General features: G+C 62.4%; 19 protein-coding genes and 1 pseudogene. 10 read left to right on the forward strand and 10 right to left on the reverse strand.

Annotation, left to right across the window (positions count from 1 at the left end; translation table 11 throughout):
* The first annotated feature begins 41 nt into the window (after nucleotides 1–41).
* The 5 genes from miaB (at nucleotide 42) to lnt (ending at nucleotide 5,299) form a co-directional block, all read left to right on the forward strand.
* Nucleotides 42–1,370: a tRNA (N6-isopentenyl adenosine(37)-C2)-methylthiotransferase MiaB gene (gene miaB, locus AC07VG_RS28270; protein WP_495004170.1), complete on the forward strand. Its 1,329-nt coding sequence runs from the start codon at nucleotides 42–44 to the stop codon at nucleotides 1,368–1,370.
* Between the two features lie 73 nt (nucleotides 1,371–1,443).
* The gene (locus AC07VG_RS28275; RefSeq protein WP_495004169.1) at nucleotides 1,444–2,442 is read left to right on the forward strand and encodes a PhoH family protein; all 999 of its coding nucleotides are present in this window, start codon (nucleotides 1,444–1,446) and stop codon (nucleotides 2,440–2,442) included.
* On the forward strand, nucleotides 2,435–2,893 hold the full coding sequence (gene ybeY, locus AC07VG_RS28280; RefSeq protein WP_495022273.1) for an rRNA maturation RNase YbeY: 459 nt from the start codon (nucleotides 2,435–2,437) through the stop codon (nucleotides 2,891–2,893). The genes AC07VG_RS28275 and ybeY overlap by 8 nt, the downstream gene beginning before the upstream one ends.
* A 34-nt stretch (nucleotides 2,894–2,927) precedes the next feature.
* Nucleotides 2,928–3,767: a CorC family transporter gene (locus AC07VG_RS28285; protein WP_495004168.1), complete on the forward strand. Its 840-nt coding sequence runs from the start codon at nucleotides 2,928–2,930 to the stop codon at nucleotides 3,765–3,767.
* Between the two features lie 8 nt (nucleotides 3,768–3,775).
* Nucleotides 3,776–5,299 (forward strand): apolipoprotein N-acyltransferase, encoded by a 1,524-nt coding sequence (lnt, locus tag AC07VG_RS28290; protein ID WP_495004167.1) that lies wholly within the window; start codon nucleotides 3,776–3,778, stop codon nucleotides 5,297–5,299.
* 134 nt (nucleotides 5,300–5,433) lie between these two features.
* On the opposite strand, the gene AC07VG_RS28295 is transcribed toward lnt, so the two are convergent.
* Nucleotides 5,434–6,195, reverse strand: coding sequence for a YdcF family protein (locus tag AC07VG_RS28295; RefSeq protein ID WP_495004166.1), 762 nt, complete (start codon nucleotides 6,193–6,195; stop codon nucleotides 5,434–5,436).
* 260 nt (nucleotides 6,196–6,455) lie between these two features.
* Nucleotides 6,456–6,635 (reverse strand): annotated as a pseudogene (locus tag AC07VG_RS28300) (hypothetical protein); the annotation flags it as partial.
* Between the two features lie 223 nt (nucleotides 6,636–6,858).
* Here AC07VG_RS28300 and leuS point away from each other — a divergent pair.
* The 5 genes from leuS to AC07VG_RS28325 all read left to right on the forward strand — a co-directional run bounded on the left by leuS (nucleotide 6,859) and on the right by AC07VG_RS28325 (nucleotide 12,991).
* On the forward strand, nucleotides 6,859–9,465 hold the full coding sequence (gene leuS / locus AC07VG_RS28305; RefSeq protein WP_495022274.1) for a leucine--tRNA ligase: 2,607 nt from the start codon (nucleotides 6,859–6,861) through the stop codon (nucleotides 9,463–9,465).
* Nucleotides 9,466–9,553: 88 nt separating this feature from the next.
* Nucleotides 9,554–10,159, forward strand: a complete 606-nt coding sequence (locus tag AC07VG_RS28310; RefSeq protein ID WP_495004164.1) for an LPS-assembly lipoprotein LptE — start codon at nucleotides 9,554–9,556, stop codon at nucleotides 10,157–10,159.
* 40 nt (nucleotides 10,160–10,199) lie between these two features.
* Complete coding sequence (holA, locus tag AC07VG_RS28315) at nucleotides 10,200–11,237, forward strand: DNA polymerase III subunit delta (RefSeq protein WP_495004163.1); 1,038 nt, start codon at nucleotides 10,200–10,202, stop codon at nucleotides 11,235–11,237.
* A gap of 202 nt (nucleotides 11,238–11,439) precedes the next feature.
* A complete protein-coding gene (gene arfA / locus AC07VG_RS28320) occupies nucleotides 11,440–11,601 on the forward strand; it encodes an alternative ribosome rescue factor ArfA (RefSeq protein ID WP_100941520.1) in 162 nt (53 codons plus the stop codon).
* 79 nt (nucleotides 11,602–11,680) lie between these two features.
* Nucleotides 11,681–12,991 carry a lytic murein transglycosylase gene (locus tag AC07VG_RS28325; RefSeq protein ID WP_495022275.1) on the forward strand — a complete coding sequence of 437 codons (1,311 nt, stop codon included), beginning with the start codon at nucleotides 11,681–11,683 and terminating at the stop codon, nucleotides 12,989–12,991.
* A 138-nt stretch (nucleotides 12,992–13,129) separates the two neighbouring features.
* Here the strand turns inward: AC07VG_RS28325 and AC07VG_RS28330 are convergent, their stop codons facing one another.
* The 8 genes from AC07VG_RS28330 to rodA form a co-directional block, all read right to left on the reverse strand.
* The gene (locus AC07VG_RS28330) at nucleotides 13,130–14,086 is read right to left on the reverse strand and encodes a S66 peptidase family protein (protein ID WP_495022276.1); all 957 of its coding nucleotides are present in this window, start codon (nucleotides 14,084–14,086) and stop codon (nucleotides 13,130–13,132) included.
* A 3-nt stretch (nucleotides 14,087–14,089) separates the two neighbouring features.
* Complete coding sequence (lipA, locus tag AC07VG_RS28335) at nucleotides 14,090–15,115, reverse strand: lipoyl synthase (RefSeq protein WP_495004160.1); 1,026 nt, start codon at nucleotides 15,113–15,115, stop codon at nucleotides 14,090–14,092.
* A 1-nt stretch (nucleotide 15,116) separates the two neighbouring features.
* On the reverse strand, nucleotides 15,117–15,767 hold the full coding sequence (gene lipB / locus AC07VG_RS28340) for a lipoyl(octanoyl) transferase LipB (RefSeq protein WP_495004159.1): 651 nt from the start codon (nucleotides 15,765–15,767) through the stop codon (nucleotides 15,117–15,119).
* On the reverse strand, nucleotides 15,767–16,042 hold the full coding sequence (locus AC07VG_RS28345) for a DUF493 domain-containing protein (protein ID WP_100941582.1): 276 nt from the start codon (nucleotides 16,040–16,042) through the stop codon (nucleotides 15,767–15,769). Before AC07VG_RS28345 ends, lipB begins: the two co-directional genes overlap by 1 nt.
* Nucleotides 16,043–16,141: 99 nt before the next feature.
* Nucleotides 16,142–17,305 (reverse strand): D-alanyl-D-alanine carboxypeptidase family protein, encoded by a 1,164-nt coding sequence (locus tag AC07VG_RS28350; RefSeq protein WP_218225856.1) that lies wholly within the window; start codon nucleotides 17,303–17,305, stop codon nucleotides 16,142–16,144.
* A 181-nt stretch (nucleotides 17,306–17,486) separates the two neighbouring features.
* Nucleotides 17,487–18,503, reverse strand: coding sequence for a septal ring lytic transglycosylase RlpA family protein (locus tag AC07VG_RS28355; RefSeq protein ID WP_495004158.1), 1,017 nt, complete (start codon nucleotides 18,501–18,503; stop codon nucleotides 17,487–17,489).
* Nucleotides 18,503–19,513, reverse strand: coding sequence for a lytic murein transglycosylase B (gene mltB, locus AC07VG_RS28360; protein ID WP_495004157.1), 1,011 nt, complete (start codon nucleotides 19,511–19,513; stop codon nucleotides 18,503–18,505). The genes AC07VG_RS28355 and mltB overlap by 1 nt, the downstream gene beginning before the upstream one ends.
* A gap of 17 nt (nucleotides 19,514–19,530) precedes the next feature.
* Complete coding sequence (gene rodA / locus AC07VG_RS28365; protein ID WP_248806382.1) at nucleotides 19,531–20,634, reverse strand: rod shape-determining protein RodA; 1,104 nt, start codon at nucleotides 20,632–20,634, stop codon at nucleotides 19,531–19,533.
* Between the last annotated feature and the right edge of the window lie 37 nt (nucleotides 20,635–20,671).

A 20,671-nucleotide genomic window follows, 5' to 3' on the forward strand; every position in this document is an offset into this window, starting at 1 on the left:
ACTATAATACGCGGTTCTTTGAACCACATTGATGAATCACCATGGCCAAGAAGCTTTACATCGAAACCCACGGCTGCCAGATGAACGAGTATGACAGCTCGCGCATGGTCGACCTGCTGGGCGAACACCAGGCCCTGGAAGTCACCGCCCGCGCCGAAGACGCCGATGTCATCCTGCTCAACACCTGCTCGATCCGCGAGCGCGCCCAGGACCGGGTCTACTCGCAACTGGGCCGCTGGCGCGAACTGAAACTGGCGAACCCGGAGATGGTGATCGCCGTCGGCGGCTGCGTCGCCAGCCAGGAAGGCGCCGCCATTCGCGACCGCGCGCCCTATGTCGACGTGGTCTTCGGCCCGCAGACCCTGCACCGTCTGCCGGAAATGATCGATGCCGCGCGCCTGACCAAGTTGCCCCAGGTGGACGTGTCGTTCCCGGAAATCGAAAAATTCGACCATCTGCCCGAACCGCGTATCGATGGCCCGAGCGCCTATGTTTCGGTGATGGAAGGCTGCAGCAAGTACTGCACCTTCTGTGTCGTGCCCTATACCCGAGGCGAGGAAGTCAGCCGGCCGTTCGACGACGTGATCGCCGAGATCCTCCACCTGGCCGAACACGGCGTGCGCGAAGTGACCCTGCTCGGGCAAAACGTCAACGGCTATCGCGGCGCCACCCATGACGGTCGCCTGGCGGACCTGGCGGAGCTGATCCGCGTGGTCGCCGCCGTCGATGGTATCGAGCGGATCCGCTATACCACTTCGCACCCACTGGAGTTCTCCGACAGCCTGATCCAGGCCCACGCCGAGGTCCCGCAGCTGGTCAAGCACCTGCACTTGCCCGTGCAATCGGGCTCGGACCGGATCCTTTCGGCGATGAAACGCAACCACACGGCCCTGGAATACAAGTCCAAGCTGCGTAAATTGCGCGCCGCCGTGCCGGGCATCTGCATCAGCTCGGACTTTATCGTCGGCTTCCCCGGCGAGACCGAGAAAGACTTCCAGCAGACCATGAAACTGATCGAAGACGTCGGTTTCGACTTCTCCTACTCCTTCGTCTACAGCCAGCGCCCCGGCACCCCAGCGGCGGATTTGCCGGACGAAACCTCGGAAGCAGTGAAGAAAGAGCGCCTCAACGCCCTGCAACATCGCCTGAACCAGCAAGGATTCGAGATCAGCCGACAAATGGTCGGTACGATCCAGCGCATCCTGGTGACCGATTATTCGAAGAAAGACCCTGGAGAATTGCAGGGCCGCACCGAGAATAACCGTATCGTCAACTTCCGCTGCGACAATCCCCAGTTGATCGGGCAGTTTCTCGACGTGCGCATCGACGCGGCGCAACCGCATTCACTGCGCGGCTCGATGCTGCAATGAGAGCTTTCACCCCCGGGCTGCTAGCGTTATCCTTGATTTCATCTCAATTGCCGTCGGGCGGCTAAAAACGACCTTGAACGCACCCATCGAACCTCATCGTTTCATCCTCGAGCCTTTCGAGGCTCGCCGCTTCGCCAATCTGTGCGGGCAGTTCGACGAGCATTTGCGCTTGATCGAACAACGCCTGACCATCGAGATCCGCAATCGCGGTAATCAGTTCGAACTGATCGGCGAACCCAAGCTCACCTCCTCCGCGGAAAACCTGCTGCGCCGCCTGTACCGGGAAACCAAGGGTACCGAGCTGTCGCCGGACATGGTCCACCTGTTCCTGCAGGAATCGAGCGACGAAGACCTGCGCAACAACCCGGTGGCCGAAGCCAGCGTGGCGCTGCGCACCAAGAAAGGCATGATTCGCCCCCGCGGCCTGAATCAGCAGCGCTACGTGAAGGAAATCCTCGGCAACGACATCAACTTCGGGATCGGCCCGGCGGGTACGGGCAAGACCTACCTGGCCGTGGCCTGCGCCGTCGATGCGCTGGAGCGCGAGCAGGTGCGTCGCATCCTGTTGGTGCGCCCGGCGGTCGAAGCCGGCGAAAAGCTCGGTTTCCTCCCCGGCGACCTGGCCCAGAAGATCGACCCGTACCTGCGCCCGCTCTACGACGCCCTGTATGAAATGCTCGGCTTCGAATACGTGGCCAAGCTGATCGAGCGCCAGGTCATCGAGGTCGCACCGCTGGCCTACATGCGCGGCCGGACCCTGAACAACAGCTTCATCATCCTCGACGAAAGCCAGAACACCACCGTCGAACAGATGAAAATGTTCCTGACCCGCATCGGCTTCGGCTCGACGGCGGTGATCACCGGTGACATCACCCAGGTCGACCTGCCCAAGGGCACGCGATCCGGGCTGGCCCACGTGATCAAGGTCCTCAAGGACGTCCCGGGGATCAGCTTCACCCATTTCATGCCCAAGGACGTGGTCCGCCATCCGTTGGTGCAACGTATTGTCGAAGCCTACGAGCGCTTCGAAAACGCCGAAGAAGACACCCCGGGTACCCGCCGCGATGCTTGAGCTTGATCTGCAACGGGCCTCTGACGCCCCCGCACCGACCGACGCCGCATTTCGCCGCTGGTGCGAACTGGCCCTGCGCCAGCGCACGGCCGATTCCGAGCTGACCATCCGCCTGGTGGACGAAGCCGAAGGCCGCGAACTCAACCATACCTGGCGACACAAGGACTACGCGACCAACGTGCTGTCGTTCCCCGCCGACGTGCCGGACGAATTGCTGGATATCCCGCTGCTGGGCGACCTGGTGATCTGCATTCCGGTGGTCACGCGCGAAGCCAGCGAACAGGGCAAGGCATTGGAGGCCCATTGGGCCCATCTGGTCATTCACGGCTGCCTGCATCTATTGGGTTACGACCACATAGACGACGAGGAAGCCGAGGAAATGGAAGCACTGGAACGAACGTTGCTTGCCGAATTGGGTCATCCCGACCCCTATATCGATGACGAACACTGATCACTCCACCACCAAGGGATACGAGTAAATCGCTATGAGCGAAGATCGATCGAGCAACGGGCAGAAGTCCTGGCTGGGTAAACTGACCCAGGCTTTTGCCCATGAGCCGAAAAACCGCCAGGAGCTGCTGGAGCTGCTGCGCGAAGCCCACCAGAACAAGTTGCTGGACAGCGAAGCGCTGGCCATCGTCGAAGGCGCCATCCAGGTCGCTGACCTGCAAGTGCGCGACATCATGGTCCCGCGCTCGCAGATGATCAGCATCAAGGCGACCCAGACTCCCCGCGAATTTCTCCCGGCGGTGATCAACGCCGCGCACTCGCGCTACCCGGTGATCGGCGAAAGCCATGACGACGTCATGGGCGTGCTGCTGGCCAAGGACCTGTTGCCACTGGTACTGCAGGAAAACGGCGACGCTTTCAACATCAAGGACCTGCTGCGCCCGGCGACCTTCGTCCCCGAGTCCAAGCGCCTGAACGTGTTGTTGCGCGAGTTCCGCGCCAACCATAATCACATGGCCATCGTCATCGACGAATACGGCGGCGTGGCGGGCCTGGTGACTATCGAGGACGTGCTGGAACAGATCGTCGGCGATATCGAGGACGAGCACGACGTCGAGGAAGACAGCTACATCAAGCCCCTGCCCAGCGGCGACTTCCTGATCAAGGCGCTGACGCCGATCGAGAACTTCAACGCCTTCTTCGACAGCGAGTTCTCCGATGACGAATTCGACACCGTCGGCGGCCTGGTGATGAGCGCGTTCGGGCACCTGCCCAAGCGTAATGAAATCACCGAAATTGGCGCGTATCGTTTCCGCATCCTGAATGCCGACAGCCGTCGCATCCACCTGATCCGCCTGACCCCCATTAGCCGCTAAGGACTGACATGCTGCGCTTAACCCGCCCCGGCTGGCCCGGTAATCTGCTGGCCGTGGTGGCCGGCGCCCTGACCACCCTGGCCCTGGCGCCGTACGATATCTGGCCCTTGGCGTTGCTGGCGGTGGGTGCGTTCTATGCCGGCCTGCGCGAGCTGACACCGCGTCAGGCGCTGTGGCGCGGCTGGTGCTTCGGTTTCGGCCTGTTCGCCGCCGGTACCAGCTGGATCTACGTGAGCATCCATACTTACGGCGGTGCGTCGGTGCTGCTCGCCGGCTTGCTGATGCTGGCGTTCATCTCGGCGATTGCCTGGTTCTTCGCTCTGCCCGCCTGGCTCTGGGCGCGCTGGATGCGCCGTAACGAAGCACCGCTGGCCGACGCCCTGGCATTTGCCGCCTTGTGGGTGGGCCAGGAAGCCTTTCGCGGCTGGTTCCTGACCGGCTTCCCGTGGCTTTACTCTGGCTACAGCCAGCTCGACGGGCCGCTCACGGGCCTGGCGCCGCTGGGCGGGATCTGGCTGATCTCCTTCACCCTGGCCCTGACCGCCGCGCTGCTGTACAACGCCCGTCGCCTGCTCAAGGCCGGGCGCAAAGCCTTTATCGTCCTGGGCGCGGTGCTGTTGCTCGGGCCCTGGGTGGCGGGTATCGCGCTCAAGCATCACGCCTGGACCAGCCCGTCCGGCGAACCGCTGACGGTGGCGGCAGTCCAGGGCAATATCGAACAGAGCATGAAGTGGGACCCTACGCAGATCGACGCCCAGTTGGCGCTGTATCGTGACATGAGCTTTCGCTCCAAGCGCGTGGACCTGCTGATCTGGCCGGAAACCGCCGTGCCGGTACTGAAGGAGTCGGCCGAGGGTTACCTGGCGATGATGGGCCGCTTTGCCGCGGACCGGCATTCGGCGCTGATCACCGGCGTCCCGATCCGCGAAGTGGTGGACCACGAGAAGCGCTACTACAACGGCATCACCGTGACTGGCGAAGGCGACGGCACCTACCTGAAGCAGAAACTGGTGCCCTTTGGTGAATACGTGCCGCTGCAGGACCTGCTGCGTGGACTGATCGACTTCTTCAACCTGCCGATGTCCGACTTCGCCCGTGGCCCGGCTGACCAGCCACTGCTGCAAGCCAAGGGTTATCAGATCGCCCCGTTCATCTGCTACGAAGTGGTCTACCCGGAGTTCGCCGCCAGCCTGTCGGCGCGCAGCGACCTGCTGCTGACCATCAGCAACGACACCTGGTTCGGCACCTCGATCGGCCCCTTGCAACACCTGCAAATGGCCCAGATGCGCGCACTGGAGGCCGGACGCTGGATGATCCGGGCCACCAATAACGGCGTCACCGGACTGATCAACCCGTTCGGTCAGATCACTACGCGGATTCCGCAGTTCGAGCAGGGCATCCTGTATGGCGAAGTGGTGCCGATGCACGAGCTGACGCCTTACCTGCAGTGGCGTTCGTGGCCGCTGATCATCCTCTGCGGCTTGTTGTTCGGCTGGGCCTTGCTGGCCAGCCGAATGGCCAAAACGGTCTGAATTCAGGCAACGCACACCCCCTGTAGGAGTCGGCTTGCCGGCGATGAGGCCCTTTAGCCTTGCGGCGCCCATCCGGACGCCATCGCCGGCAAGCCGGCTCCTACAAGGTTCGGTGTTTTCTTCAAGACTGCGGTCTAGCGGTAGAACAGCCTGTAACCCACCCGCCCCACCGCCTCATTGATCAACTGCCCGCTACGCCAGATCGCCTTGAACTCCGGTATCCAGCCTCCCAGCGGGCTCGAATTGTCCCGTCCGTAAAACCCCACCGGCGCCGGCACCACGGTAAACCCGGCCTTTTCAAAGCTCCACAGCGCACGCGACATATGCGCGGCATGGGTCACCACCACTACCCGCTTGATACCTTGGGGTGCCAACAACTCATAGCTGAACTGGGCATTTTCCCAGGTGGTGGTGCTGCGCCCTTCCTGCCAGCGTACCGTCACCCCGGAATCACCGAGCATCGACGCGGCCATCAACGCCGCCTCACTCGGCGGCGTACCATAATGCAAACCACCACTGGTCAGTACCGGCAAGCCCGACGCCTTGGCCAGCCGCGCCGCATAGCGCTGGCGCTCCAGGCCGATGCCGGTCGGCTGATCGTCGCCCCATGCCGGGTCGCCGCGCTCCCGCCCCGAGCCCAGCACCACAATCGCATCGGCGCGCTGCGCCAGGCCCGCCCACTCACTGCGCTCAAGCGGCGGTACGCTCTCCAGCGCCCGCGCGCCCCACTCCACCGCCACCGGCAGGCTCATCACCCAGAACCCGCCCAACCCAAGGGCAAAACACAACCCCGCCAGACGCGGACGACTGCGCCGAAACCACCAGGCAAACAGCAGCAACAGCAACAGCAGGCCGGGCGGCATGAGCAATTGTTTGAGGATGTAACGAATAGGCATCGGGCATCTCCAGAAGATGCCCGAAGCCTAAGTGCATCGGGGTCAATCAACAACCTTCTGGAACAATGACTTCAAACCGAAGCCAGATTAGCGACAGAGAACCAGATGCCGCCGGGAGAACGTTACTTGACCCCCACGGATTTGAACTTCGCCGAACCCGCACTGGGCACCTTGTCTTTCAACCAGATAACCTCGGCCGAACGGGCTGGCACCTTGTGCTCCACAATGGAAGGCGGCACAGGCACATCCCGCCCACTGAGATTCAGGTAGGCCCTGATCAATTCGAACTCGGCGTGGCTCAAGCCACGCAACTCCAACTCGGCAGGCTGCTCATCACGCAATCGAACCGCCGTATTGGCTGCGTCCAGGGCAAGCCCCAGACGGACGATCAAACGTTCGTACAACTCGGGTTTCATGACATATTGCTGCGACTCCACCATCCGCTCACCTCATTGAAGACAAGAATCACTCCCCCTCTTCCAAGCTTAGCGGTGCGCGGCAAACCAGCCGACCGCCGCGACCAACGGCTGCGGCGGCGCAATCAGGGTTTCCCTCGATAGAGCGGCGTCATGTATGCTACGGCGCTTCCTGTAACTCCACTTCCAGCACCGCCTTACGGATGCGTTGAAGAGGATTAGGCCACCCTTTCCAGTACAAGTAGCCATGCACGAACACTATCAGCCCCGTGAAATCGAAAACGCCGCCCAATCGTTCTGGGACGCGCAAAAGTCCTTTGAAGTCAGTGAACAGCCAGGCAAGGAGACTTACTACTGCCTGTCGATGTTCCCTTACCCCAGCGGCAAGCTACACATGGGGCATGTGCGCAACTACACCATCGGTGACGTGATCGCGCGTTATCAGCGCATGCAAGGCAAGAACGTCCTGCAACCCATGGGTTGGGACGCTTTCGGCATGCCGGCGGAAAACGCCGCGATGAAGAACAACGTCGCACCGGCCAAGTGGACCTACGAAAACATCGCCTACATGAAGACCCAGCTGCGCAGCCTGGGCCTGGCGGTGGACTGGTCCCGCGAAGTGACCACCTGCAAGCCGGATTACTACCGCTGGGAACAATGGCTGTTCACCCGCCTGTTCGAAAAAGGAGTGATCTACCGCAAGAACGGCACCGTCAACTGGGACCCGGTGGACCAGACCGTACTGGCCAACGAGCAAGTGATCGACGGCCGCGGCTGGCGTTCCGGGGCGCTGATCGAAAAGCGCGAAATCCCGATGTACTACTTCAAGATCACCGCCTACGCCGATGAGCTGCTGGAAAGTCTCGACGAACTGCCGGGCTGGCCCGAGCAGGTCAAGACCATGCAGCGCAACTGGATCGGCAAGTCCCGTGGCATGGAAGTGCAGTTCCCCTACCACCTCGACTCCATCGGCGAAGCCGGCAGCCTGAAAGTCTTCACTACCCGTCCGGACACCCTGATGGGCGCGACCTACGTCGCCGTGGCCGCCGAGCACCCGCTGGCCAGCCTGGCCGCGCGCAACAGCCCCGAGTTGCAAGCCTTCATCGCCGAATGCAAGGGCGGCAGCGTCGCTGAAGCCGACGTCGCCACCCAGGAAAAGAAAGGCCTGCCGACCGGCCTGTTCGTCGAGCACCCGCTGACCGGCGAGCAACTGCCGGTGTGGGTCGCCAACTACGTGCTGATGCACTACGGCGACGGCGCGGTCATGGCCGTACCGGCCCACGACGAACGCGATTTCGAGTTCGCCCACAAATACAACCTGCCGATCAAGTCGGTGGTGCGCACCAGTTCCGGCGATAGCAACCCGGCACCGTGGCAAGACGCCTACGGCGAACACGGCAGCCTGATCAACTCCGGCGAGTTCGACGGCCTCGACTTCGCCGGCGCCTTCGACGCCATTGAAGTCGCGCTGATCAAGAAAAACCTCGGTACCTCGCGCACCCAGTTCCGCCTGCGCGACTGGGGCATCAGCCGTCAGCGCTACTGGGGCTGCCCGATCCCGATCATCCACTGCGACAGCTGCGGTGACGTACCGGTCCCGGAAGAGCAACTGCCGGTCGTGCTGCCGGAAGACGTGGTGCCGGACGGCGCCGGTTCGCCACTGGCGCGCATGCCCGAGTTCTACGAGTGCAGCTGCCCGAAATGCGGCGCGCCGGCCAAGCGTGAAACCGACACCATGGACACCTTTGTCGAGTCGTCCTGGTACTACGCCCGCTACGCCTCGCCACATTACGAGGGTGGCCTGGTCGACCCGAAAGCCGCCAACCATTGGCTGCCGGTGGACCAGTACATCGGCGGTATCGAACACGCGATCCTGCACCTGCTCTACGCGCGCTTCTTCCACAAGCTGATGCGCGACGAAGGCCTGGTCAGCTCCAACGAGCCGTTCAAGAACCTGTTGACCCAGGGCATGGTGGTCGCCGAGACCTACTACCGCCGCGAAGCCAACGGCGCCTACACCTGGTTCAACCCGGCGGACGTTGAGCTCGAGCGCGACAGCAAGGCCAAGATCATTGGCGCCAAGCTGCTCAGCGATGGCCTGCCGGTGGAAATCGGCGGCACCGAGAAGATGGCCAAGTCGAAGAACAACGGCGTCGATCCACAGTCGATGATCGAGCAGTACGGTGCCGACACCTGCCGCCTGTTCATGATGTTCGCCTCGCCGCCCGACATGAGCCTGGAATGGTCCGACTCCGGCGTCGAAGGCTCGCACCGCTTCCTCAAGCGCGTCTGGCGCCTGGCCCAGGCCCATGTGACCCAAGGCCTGCCGGGCAAGCTGGAGCTGGCGACCCTGAACGATGAGCAGAAAGTCATTCGTCGTTCGATCCACCTGGCGATCAAGCAAGCCAGCCAGGATGTCGGCCAGCACCACAAATTCAACACCGCCATCGCCCAGGTGATGACGCTGATGAACGTGCTGGAAAAAGCCCCCCAAGGCACCGCACAGGATCGCGCCCTGATCCAGGAAGGTCTGGAAACCGTGGCCCTGCTGCTGGCCCCGATCACCCCGCACATCAGCCACGAACTGTGGCATCGCCTCGGTCACGAAGGCGCCATCATCGACGCCGGCTGGCCGGTGCTGGATGACAGCGCGTTGGTCCAGGACAGCCTGCAACTGGTGATCCAGGTCAATGGCAAGCTGCGCGGCCAGATCGACATGCCGGCCAGCGCCAGCCGTGAAGAGATCGAAGCGGCGGCGCGGGTCAACGAAAACGTACTGCGCTTCACCGATGGCCTGACGATTCGTAAAGTGATCGTCGTGCCCGGTAAACTGGTCAATATCGTCGCCAGCTAAATGGGATCGGGCGCCCACCCTCGTGGGCGCCTTGCAGGACTTCCGCGGTCGCACCGTCGACCCACAGGGTTTCAAGGGGAACAACAAGATGATCAAACGCAATCTGCTGGTAATGGGCCTCGCCGTGCTGCTGAGCGCCTGCGGCTTCCAGCTGCGCGGCACCGGCACCAATCATCTGACCATCAAGGAATTGTCGGTCAGTGCCCGTAACGCCTACGGTGATACGGTCAAGCAGTTGACCCAGGTCCTTGAGCAAAGCGGCGTCAAGGTCTACAGCGGCGCGCCTTACAAGCTGGTCCTGACCGACGAACAGGAAACCCAGCGTAACGCCACCTACTCGGGCTCCGGCCGTAACGCCGAGTACGAACTCAACACCGCGCTGTACTATGAAGTCCGTGGCGACCACGACCTGCAACTGCTCACTGGCAAGCTGAACATACAGAAGTACTACGTGCACGACGGCAACAACATCACCGCCGGCGATACCGAAGCGATCCAGCTGCGCAAGGAAATGCGTCGCGACCTGATCCAGCAGATGGTCCTGCGCCTGCAATTGCTGACACCGGAGCAATTGGATGCCCTGCAACAGACCGCCGACAACAAGGCCAAGGCCGACGCCGACGCCCTGGAAGCCGCGCGCAAGTACGAAGCGTCGCAGCCGCAGCAATCGCCGCTGCAACTGCCGAAGCAGTAAGCATGTCGGGGCGCCCTGGGCGCCCCGCCTTTGCCCGCCTATGAAACTCGCCCCCGCCCAACTCGCCAAACACCTGCAAGGTAGTCTTGCGCCGGTCTACGTCATCAGTGGCGACGACCCGCTGCTGTGCCAGGAAGCCGCCGACGCCATTCGTGCTACCGCTCGCCAACAAGGTTTCGACGAACGCCAGGTGTTCAGCGCCGACGCCAACTTCGACTGGGGCACGCTGCTGCAAGCCGGCGCCAGCATGTCACTGTTCGCCGAAAAGCGTCTGCTGGAGCTACGTCTGCCTTCGGGCAAGCCCGGGGACAAGGGCGCCGCGGCACTGATCGAATACTGCTCGCGTCCGGCCGAAGACACCCTGCTGCTGATCAGCCTGCCCAAGCTTGATGGCAGTGCGCAGAAGACCAAGTGGGGCAAGGCTCTGGTCGAAGGCCGGGATACCCAGTTCATTCAGATCTGGCCGGTGGACGCGGCCCAGCTGCCACAATGGATTCGCCAACGTCTGTCCCAGGCCGGTCTTTCCGCCCAACAGGACGCCGTGGAACTGATTGCCGCACGGGTCGAAGGCAACCTGCTGGCGGCCGCCCAGGAAATCGAGAAGCTCAAGCTGATGGCCGAAGGCGGGCAGATCACCGTGGAAACGGTGCAGGCCGCCGTGGCCGACAGTGCCCGTTTCGATGTCTTCGGCCTGGTGGACGCGGTGCTCAATGGTGAGGCGGCCCATGCCCTGCGGATGCTCGAAGGGTTGCGCGGCGAAGGGGTCGAGCCGCCGGTGATTCTCTGGGCTCTGGCCAGGGAGCTGCGGCTGCTGGCCAACCTGTCGCTGCAATACAGCCAGGGCGTGCCGCTGGACAAGGCCTTCAGCCAGGCTCGACCACCGGTCTGGGACAAGCGCAAGCCGCTGATGAGCAAAGCCCTGCAGCGGCACTCGGCGCAGCGCTGGAGCCAGTTGCTGCTGGACGCGCAACGGATCGACGCGCAGATCAAGGGTCAGGCGGCGGGTTCGCCGTGGAGCAGCCTGAGCCGGCTGAGCCTGTTGATGTGCGGCCAGCGCCTGGCGTTACCTGCGGAATAACCCCCTCTGTAGGCGCTGGCTTGCCAGCGATGAGGCCGGCAAGCCTTGCGTTGCTCTCACGGACGCCATCGCCAGCAAGCTGGCTCCCACACCATCGCCAACCCCATCCGGGCGATCCATGATCGCCAAATGCCCCCACTGGACAGCGATAAAAATCTGCCGGATGATTCGCACTCGTTAACACACCCCAGAGTGCACGCCCATGAGCAAGCCGTCCCGGCATCGCCCCAATAAAGCCAAATCCATCATCGCCCAGCCACTGTTCCGCAGCCGTCAGGAACAACCGGCGAAGGGCAAAGGCAGCTACCGCCGCGAAGCCTTCCAGTCTAAAAGCTGGGAGGCTTCTTACTTTCTGGCGGCCTGAAAGCATCAAGCGCCATCACGACTGCACCCCCTCAAGCATGGTAAGGTCAGCACCTGATTCGCATTATCCGGACCCGCGCATGCCCTTTTGCCTTACCCTTCGTCGCCCGTTACGCCGACTGTTCGCCGCCACCAGCTTTATCCTGTTAGTTGCCTGCGCGGAAAAGCCGACCGCTGCCGACGCCGAGCCACTGCAAACCCTTCCCGCAGCCCCGGTCCCCGTCCTGCCGCAGGTCAATGACGACCTGACGATCCAGCCTGCGCAAAGCTTTGACGAGTGGATGGCCGCGTTCCGTATCGAAGCCCTGAAAGCCGGCATCACACCCGCCATCTTCGATGCAGCCTTTGCCGGGGTCACCCCGGACATGAGCGTGATCAAGGCCGACCGCAGCCAACCGGAGTTCACCCGCCCGGTCTGGGAATACCTCGACGGCGCCTTGTCTCCCGTGCGCGTACGCAAGGGCCAGGCTCTGCTGGCACAGAACAGCGCCCTGCTGGCGAGCATCGAACAACGTTACGGTGTCGACCGAGAAGCGCTCGTGGCGGTGTGGGGCATGGAAAGTAATTTCGGCCAGTTCCAGGGCGACAAGTCGGTAATCCGCTCGCTGGCGACCCTGGCCTACGAAGGCCGTCGCCCGGGTTTCGCCCAGGCGCAGTTGCTGGCAGCGCTGCAGATTATCCAGCATGGCGATATCCAGCCTGAGCAGATGCTCGGCTCCTGGGCCGGGGCCATGGGCCAGACCCAATTCATCCCCACCACCTACAACAGCTATGCGGTGGACTTCGATGGCGACGGTCGCCGCGATATCTGGAATGACTCGGCCGACGCATTGGCCTCGACCGCCAACTACCTGCAAAGCTCCGGCTGGCAGCGCGGACAACCGTGGGGGCTGGAAGTGGTGTTGCCAGCGTCCTTCGACTACGCCCAGGCCGACGGTACGATCCGCAAGACCGTGAGTGAATGGCTGCAAATGGGTATCAGCTTGCCGGCAGGGACCGCCTTGCCAAACGGCGCGGCGCCACTGTCCGCCGCCCTGCTGCTGCCGGCGGGCTATCGTGGCCCGGCGTTCCTGGTGCTGGACAACTTCCGCGCCATCCTCAAGTACAACAACTCGTCGTCCTATGGGCTGGCGGTGGCCTTGTTGTCCCAGCGCTTCAACGGCGCCGGTTTGATTCGTGGCGAATGGCCGAAGGATGATCTGCCGTTGAGCCGTTCCGAGCGGATCGAGTTGCAGACCCAGCTCAGTGCCAAGGGTTATGACGCCGGCAATCCCGACGGCATTATCGGGGCGAATACCCGCAAGGCGATTCGTGGGGCCCAGCAAGTATTGGGCTGGCCGGCAGATGGCTATCCGAATCACAAGCTGCTGGAAAGTTTGCGTAGCCGCTAGAAGTGCACTGCCCCCTGTAGGAGCCGGCTTGCTGGCGATGGCGGCCGGATAGTCGATGCAAGACTTCCGGGCCTCATCGCTGGCAAGCCAGCTCCTACAAGGAATGTGATCAGCCGTGAGATTGTGGACAAAACCAGGTTACTCGGCGCGCACCACATCCTGCTCCAACACCACTTGCCGGGCATCGGCATCCAACCGCACCCGTGCACCCAGCGGCAAGGTCAGGTTCGGATCGCAATGCCCGCTGCGCCAACCCGCCAGCACCGGAATGCCCAAGGACCCCAGCTCCTGTTTGAGCAAACGCGCCAGCGCATCCGGGTCGACTCCGGCGAAATCCCCCACCAGCACGCCGCCCAGGCCTTCCAGCTTGCCCGCCAGGCGCAGCTGCGTGAGCAACCGATCCACCCGGTACAGCGGCTCGTTGACGTCCTCGATCAGCAGGATCACACCCTGGGTGTCGATTTCATAGGGCGTGCCCAGCGTCGCGCAGATCAACGACAGGTTGCCGCCTTGCAGGCGCCCTGAGGCCACGCCCGGTATGACGGTGGTCAAGAGGAACGCCCCGGGATGCTCGAACACGCTACCCGCGCGCACCTGCCCGGTCAGCAGGTTGAACAACGAGGATTCGGTCGGTGGCAGCTTGTCTCCGAGCAGATCCGCATTGAACAGCGGCCCGTGAAAGGTCATGAACCCCGCATAACGGGCAATCGCCAGGTGCAGCGCAGTGATGTCGCTATAACCCACCAAGGCTTTTGGATGTTTTTTGAGCAATTCAAAATCGATGTCGTCCAGCAGACGCGGGCAGCCATAGCCGCCGCGCAGACAGAGAATCACATCGATTTCAGGATCGGCAAAGGCATCGTGCAGGTCGCGCAGACGGACCTCATCACTGCCGGCCAGGTAACCGTCGCGTTGCGCAACACCCGGAAATATCCGCAGCTCGTAGCCGCGGGCCTGCACCCACTGCTGCGCCTTGAGCGGATCAAGGGCCGCGGGACCGGCCGGGGCGATCAAACCGATCACCCCGCCCTGACGCAGCGCCGGCACCGCGCTCTGGACCTGATAGGAAGCCTGCACGGGTCGACGACGGTTCAAGGGTTACGCTCCGATCAGTTCAGCCTTGACCAGCTTGGCCTGCTCGTCGGCATGGTAGGACGAACGCACCAACGGCCCGGAAGCCACGTTCTTGAAGCCCATCTTGTAACCTTCCTCGGCGAACCAGGCGAAGACGTCCGGGTGCACGAAACGCTGCACCGGCAAGTGGCTGCGGGACGGTTGCAGGTACTGGCCCAAGGTCAGCATGTCGATATCGTGCTCGCGCATGCGCTGCATGACTTCGATGACTTCCTCGTCGGTTTCGCCCAGGCCCAGCATCAAGCCGGACTTGGTCGGAATGTGCGGCATCATCTGCTTGAAGCGTTGCAGCAGGGTCAGCGACCACTGGTAATCGGAACCCGGACGCGCGGCCTTGTACAGGCGCGGCACGGTTTCCAGGTTGTGGTTGAACACATCCGGCGGCTCGGCGGCGGTGATTTCCAGCGCGATGTCCATGCGCCCACGGTAGTCGGGGACCAGGGTCTCAAGCTGCACGTTCGGTGACAGCTTGCGAATCTCGCGGATGCAGTCGGCGAAGTGCTGGGCACCGCCGTCGCGCAGGTCGTCGCGGTCCACCGAGGTGATCACCACGTACTTCAGGCGCAGGTCGGCGATGGCGATGGCCAGGCTTTGCGGCTCGTTGACGTCCAATGGCTTCGGTCGGCCGTGGCCGACATCGCAGAACGGACAACGACGGGTGCAGATATCCCCCATGATCATGAAGGTCGCGGTGCCGCCGCTGAAGCACTCACCCAGGTTCGGGCAGGAAGCCTCTTCGCAGACGCTGTGCAGCTTGTGCTTGCGCAGCAGTTGCTTGATACGGTCGACTTCCGGCGAAACCGGGATGCGCACGCGAATCCAGTCGGGTTTCTTCGGCAGTTCGGTGGTCGGAATGATCTTCACCGGGATGCGTGCGACTTTCTCGGCGCCACGCAGCTTGACGCCGGTTTCGACTTTCGCACGGGCCGGGCGCTCGGAAACGTCCAGCGCCGGGATCAGGGTTTGCACAGCGTCTTGCGCAGTAGTCATATCAATCGATTCCGCCCATAAGGGTCGTCTGCTCAGCATAGTCGAGGTGTTTGACGAGCTGCGCGCGCAGCCGGGCACTTACCTCGGCAAATTCAATCGGTCCTGTGTGGTCACGCAGCTGGGTCATCGCCAGCCCCGCATAACCGCAGGGGTTAATCCGTCGAAACGGCCCAAGGTCCATGTCGACATTCAACGCCAGGCCATGGAACGAACAACCGTTGCGAATCCGCAGGCCCAGCGAAGCGATCTTCGCGCCGTCGACATACACGCCGGGCGCATCGGCCTTGGCTTCGGCGCTCACGCCATACTCGGCGAGCAAATCAATCAGGCAACGCTCCATCCGGCTGACCAGTTCGCGCACGCCAAAACCCAGGCGGCGAACGTCCAGCAACAGATAGGCCACCAGTTGGCCGGGGCCATGATAGGTCACCTGACCGCCGCGATCGACCTTGACCACCGGAATATCCCCCGGCAGCAGCAGGTGCTCGGCCTTGCCGGCCTGGCCCTGGGTAAATACCGGCGGATGCTGCACCAGCCAGATTTCGTCCGGCAGGTCGGTGTTCTTGCGCTCATCGGTAAAACGCTGCATGGCATGCCAGACCGGCTCGTAAGGGGTCTGGCCGAGCTCGCGAAAGCCCAGCACACCGCCCATCACAGCACCATGTGTACGAAACCGGTGGCCCGCAACTCGCTGTTGATGTCGTACAGCTGATCCTGGCCAGTGGCCACGATGTGCAGCTGGATCGTGGTGTACTTGCCGTTGGTGCTCTGGCGCTCGTCCACCCGGTTATCGTTGATCGTGGCGTGTTTCTTGACGATCTCGACGATCTTGTCCTTGTTGCCCACACCCGTGTCGCTGATCACCTTGACCGGGTAGTCGGTAACGGGAAATTCGATTTTCGGTGCTTTTACTTCAGTGTCTGTCATGACAATAACGGCCTCGTAAGCCCAGGCAGCGGACATACCTCGCACCCGGGTCAGGCGCGAGGTAGGTAAATCGACACTCTTTGTTAGCGGTCGAATGCCTCAGTTGAACATGCCGTAGAAGAACATACGGATGCTGTCCCACAGGCGACGGAAGATACCACCTTCCTCGACCGCGTCCAGTGCGATCAGATCGGCGCTGTGTACCACTTTGTCGTCCAACTTGACTTCGACTTTACCGATCACGTCGCCCTTGGCGATCGGTGCGACCAGTTTCGGGTTCATGGTCATGCTGGCGGCGAGCTTCTTGAGCTGGCCTTTAGGCATGGTCATGGTCAGGTCTTCGGCCAGACCGGCCTTGACTTGATGAGTGGTGCCTTTCCAGACCGGTGCCTGGGCCAGTTCCGTGCCCTTCTGGTAGAAGGTCTGGGTTTCGAAGAAGCGGAAACCGTAGGTCAGCAGCTTCTGGGTTTCAGAAGCACGCGCCGACTCGCTGTTGGTGCCGAACACCACGGCGATCAGGCGCTGGCCGTCACGTACCGCCGAGGACACCATGCAGTAGCCGGCTTCTTCAGTGTGGCCGGTTTTCAGACCGTCGACGGTCTTGTCGCGCCACAGCAGCAGGTTGCGGTTAGGCTGTTTGATGCCGTTCCAGAAGAACTCTTTCTGCGAGTAGATCGCATAGTGCACCGGGTCGACGCGAATGATCGCGCGGGCCAGCACCGCCATGTCGTGGGGCGACGAGTAGTGCTCCGGGTTCGGCAGGCCGGTCGGGTTCATGAAGTGGCTGTTGCTCATGCCCAGGTCAGCGGCTGTCTTGTTCATCATGTCGGCGAATGCGTCTTCGCTGCCGGCGATGTGCTCGGACAGCGCCACGCTGGCGTCGTTGCCGGACTGGATGATGATGCCGTGCAGCAGGTCGCTGACGGTCACCTGCGAGCCGACCTTGATGAACATCCGCGAACCGCCGGTGCGCCAGGCGTTTTCGCTGACGGTCACCGGATCGTTCTCGCCGATCTGCCCGCGGCGGATTTCCAGGGTCGCGATGTAGGCGGTCATCAGCTTGGTCAGGCTGGCCGGCGGCAGGCGCTGGTCGCCGTTGTTCTCGACCAGCACGTTGCCACTGGCGGCATCCATGAGCACATAGGCTTTGGCCGCCAGTTGCGGCGAGGCTGGAAGGGCCATGTCATCGGCGGCCCAGGCGGCAGGCGCAACGATCAGGGGTACAAGCAGGCACAAACGTTTGGCAAAGGTGGTGATGTTCATCCGTCTCTCGAAGTCGCTAATGGAAACTTGCCCTCGCGGGCAAAAATAAATCAGACAGTTTTCCAACTGCCACGTGTCAGGTTGCTCGCTCCACCACCCTTTCCAGGCTTTTATTATCAAACGAACCAACAACCCAGGACCCGGCCCTTAAAAAGCAGCCCAATCCACAATTGTGCCTGTGTTACTCCGACGTCACCAGACTTGGCGAACCGAGATTGGCCAGACGCACACTGTTCTGCACTTGCTGAACTTCACCCGGCGTGCCGATCGGCCCCATCCGCACCCGATGCAGGGTCTGCTGGTTGCGCACGAACGAGCTGACGAACACCGGTGCGTTGACCATCGAGCTTAGCTTCGATCTCAACAGTTCGGCAGCGTCCGGGTTGGCGAACGCGCCCACCTGGAGATACTGGCCAGAGGCTGGTGCAGAACCGTTTTTTTTTGCGTCCGCCTGTACCGGCACAACGTCGCTGGCGTGTTGCTGCGGTGGTGGCGTCCATTGTTCGATCGTCCCGGTGGACGCGCTCAGGGCCGGGGCCTGGGACTGCGCCACTTGCGGCTCGTTGAGCATCAACGGCGCCGGACGACCACGCTGGGCCCACCATTCCTGCGGGTCGATGCCCTCGACCTTGACCCGCGCCGTGCCGATCTCGGCATAACCGAGCTTCTTCGCCGCAGCGTAGGACAGGTCGATGATCCGGTCCGAATAGAACGGCCCACGGTCGTTGACCCGCAGGATCACGCTGCGATTGTTGTCCAGGTTGGTCACCCGCACATAGCTGGGCAACGGCAGGGTCTTGTGCGCGGCACTCATGCCATACAGGTCATAGACCTCGCCATTGGCGGTGTTCTGGCCATGGAACTTGGTGCCGTACCAGGACGCCGTGCCCTGGGCCACGTAGCGCTTGGAGTCGGTCAGGGGGAAATAGGTCTTGCCCAGCACCGTGTAGGGGTTGGCCTTGTACGCCCCGGTGTGCAGGGTCGGCGTGGCATCCGGGATCCGCGACACATCGACATCCCACCACGGCGCGCCATCTTTATGCGCACGGTTGATGTCCAGCCCCGGCTTGGCGCGGATGGTGTTGGAGGCGGACGACGACTGATACGGCGAGCGGCTGGTCGAACAACTGACCACCAACACCGCCAACGCGGTGTAAGCCAACAGCTTCAGTGGTTTTGGAATCGGCAAAGCCTGCATTACTTGACGCCCCGTGCTTGGACCAACAGGTCAGACAGCTGATGCACGGCCATGGCGTACATTACGCTGCGGTTATAGCGCGTGATCGCATAAAAATTCTTCAGGCCCATCCAATATTCCGGGCCATTGTCGCCTTCCAGGCGAAACGCCGTCACTGGCATATCATCGCGCAGCGCATCATGACTCGACCAGCCCAGCGCCCGCAACTCCCCAACGGTCTTGACCGGGTCGATCCCCGGGCTCAGGCCCTGGTCAACCTGCTCGCCACGCACGTCCGCGCGACTGACCACCGGCTCGCCGGCGACCCAGCCGTGGCGCTTGAAATAGCTGGCCACGCTGCCGATGGCGTCGTCGGCGTTGGTCCAGATATTGATATGCCCGGTGCCGTCGAAATCCACCGCATAGGCGCGGAAACTGCTCGGCATGAACTGCGGCAGGCCCATGGCCCCGGCGTAGGAACCCTTGAGACTCAACGGATCGAGCTGTTCCTCGCGGGCCAGCAGAAGGAACTCGCGCAACTCCTTGCGGAAGAATTCGGCCCGCGGCGGGTAGTCGAAGCCCAGGGTCGACAAGGCGTCGATTACCCGGTAATTGCCGGTGTTACGGCCAAAAAAGGTTTCCACGCCGATGATCGCGACAATCACCTGGGCCGGCACACCGTATTCCTGCTCGGCACGGGCCAGGGCCACCTCATGCTGGCGCCAGAAGTCGACACCACGGGCAATCCGCGCATCGCTGATAAAGATCGGACGGTATTCCTTCCACGGCTTGACCCGTTCCGCCGGGCGGGAAATCGCGTCGAGAATGCTCTGCTTGCGCTCGACCTGACGGAATACCTCCATCAGTTGCTCACCGGCAAAGCCATAGTCGCGGGTCATTTCCGCGACGAACTGGGCCACTTGCGGTGAACCTTCGTAATCACCGGCCAGCGCGCCCGTCCCTGCTCCCAGACAGCCGACCAGGCCTATCCAGGGCGCACACCGAGCCGCCCAACCGCGCAATACTTGCATTGAATTGTTCACCTTGCTCAAACCTGTGCGATCCACTTGCGGTGGGTATGGATCGACATCAACACCCCAAACGCTGACAGCAATGTCACCAGCGAAGTTCCGCCGTAGCTAATGAATGGCAACGGCACCCCCACCACCGGCAGCAGCCCGCTGACCATACCGATGTTGACGAAAACATAGACAAAAAAGGTCATGGTCAGGCTGCCGGCCAGCAGCTTGCCGAACAGGGTCTGGGCCTGGGCGGTGATGACCAGCCCACGGCCGATCAGCAGCAGGTAGAGCAGCAGCAAGGCGCAGATGCCCACCAGACCGAACTCTTCGCCCATGACCGCAATAATGAAGTCGGTGTGGCTTTCCGGCAGGAAGTCCAGGTGCGACTGGGTGCCCAGCAGCCAGCCCTTGCCGAACACGCCGCCGGAACCGATGGCGGCCTTGGACTGGATAATGTTCCAGCCGGTGCCCAACGGATCGCTTTCCGGGTCGAGGAAGGTCAGGATCCGCTGCTTCTGGTAGTCGTGCATGATGAAGAACCACATGCCCACCGCCACCGGCACCGCCGCCGCCAGCACGCTGATGATCCAGCGCCAGCGCAGGCCACCCATGAACAGCACGAAGGCGCCGCCGGCCAGCACCAGCAGCGAGGTGCCGAGGTCGGGCTGGCGGACGATGAGAATAAACGGTACGCCGATCAGCATCAGGCTGATGGCCACGTGCTTGAGCTGCGGCGGTAGGGTGCGCTTGGACAGGTACCAGGCGATGGTCGCCGGCATCAGGATCTTCATGAATTCCGACGGCTGGAAGCGAATCACCCCGGGAATGTTGATCCAGCGCGTGGCGCCCATGGCGTTGTGCCCCATGACGTCCACCACCACCAGCAGCATCACCCCCAGCACGTAGGCCAGTGGCACCCAGCGGGCCATGAAGCGCGGTTCGAGCTGGGCGATCACGAACATCGAGACCAGGCCGATGCCGAAGGAGGTGGCTTGCTTGATCAGCAGGTCCCAGCTCTTGCCGCTGGCCGAATAAAGGACGAACAGACTGCCGGCCGCCAAGGTCAGCAGCAGGACCAGCAGGGGGCCATCGATGTGCATGCGTTGCAACAAGGTGGCCCGGCGGCGCATCACATCTTCGCTGGAGAGGATGCGGTCGAAATTGGCG

This window comes from Pseudomonas sp. GW821-FHT03C07, assembly GCF_059420925.1.

Coding starts and splice junctions, on each gene's coding strand:
- miaB (WP_495004170.1), top strand. CDS start 42: ATGGCCAAGAAGCTTTACATCGAAACCCACGGCTGCCAGATGAACGAG.
- ybeY (WP_495022273.1), top strand. CDS start 2,435: ATGCTTGAGCTTGATCTGCAACGGGCCTCTGACGCCCCCGCACCGACC.
- AC07VG_RS28285 (WP_495004168.1), top strand. CDS start 2,928: ATGAGCGAAGATCGATCGAGCAACGGGCAGAAGTCCTGGCTGGGTAAA.
- lnt (WP_495004167.1), top strand. CDS start 3,776: ATGCTGCGCTTAACCCGCCCCGGCTGGCCCGGTAATCTGCTGGCCGTG.
- AC07VG_RS28295 (WP_495004166.1), bottom strand. CDS start 6,195: ATGCCTATTCGTTACATCCTCAAACAATTGCTCATGCCGCCCGGCCTG.
- leuS (WP_495022274.1), top strand. CDS start 6,859: ATGCACGAACACTATCAGCCCCGTGAAATCGAAAACGCCGCCCAATCG.
- AC07VG_RS28310 (WP_495004164.1), top strand. CDS start 9,554: ATGATCAAACGCAATCTGCTGGTAATGGGCCTCGCCGTGCTGCTGAGC.
- holA (WP_495004163.1), top strand. CDS start 10,200: ATGAAACTCGCCCCCGCCCAACTCGCCAAACACCTGCAAGGTAGTCTT.
- arfA (WP_100941520.1), top strand. CDS start 11,440: ATGAGCAAGCCGTCCCGGCATCGCCCCAATAAAGCCAAATCCATCATC.
- AC07VG_RS28325 (WP_495022275.1), top strand. CDS start 11,681: ATGCCCTTTTGCCTTACCCTTCGTCGCCCGTTACGCCGACTGTTCGCC.
- lipA (WP_495004160.1), bottom strand. CDS start 15,115: ATGACTACTGCGCAAGACGCTGTGCAAACCCTGATCCCGGCGCTGGAC.
- lipB (WP_495004159.1), bottom strand. CDS start 15,767: ATGGGCGGTGTGCTGGGCTTTCGCGAGCTCGGCCAGACCCCTTACGAG.
- AC07VG_RS28345 (WP_100941582.1), bottom strand. CDS start 16,042: ATGACAGACACTGAAGTAAAAGCACCGAAAATCGAATTTCCCGTTACC.
- AC07VG_RS28350 (WP_218225856.1), bottom strand. CDS start 17,305: ATGAACATCACCACCTTTGCCAAACGTTTGTGCCTGCTTGTACCCCTG.
- AC07VG_RS28355 (WP_495004158.1), bottom strand. CDS start 18,503: ATGCAGGCTTTGCCGATTCCAAAACCACTGAAGCTGTTGGCTTACACC.
- mltB (WP_495004157.1), bottom strand. CDS start 19,513: ATGCAAGTATTGCGCGGTTGGGCGGCTCGGTGTGCGCCCTGGATAGGC.
- rodA (WP_248806382.1), bottom strand. CDS start 20,634: ATGCGCCGCCGGGCCACCTTGTTGCAACGCATGCACATCGATGGCCCC.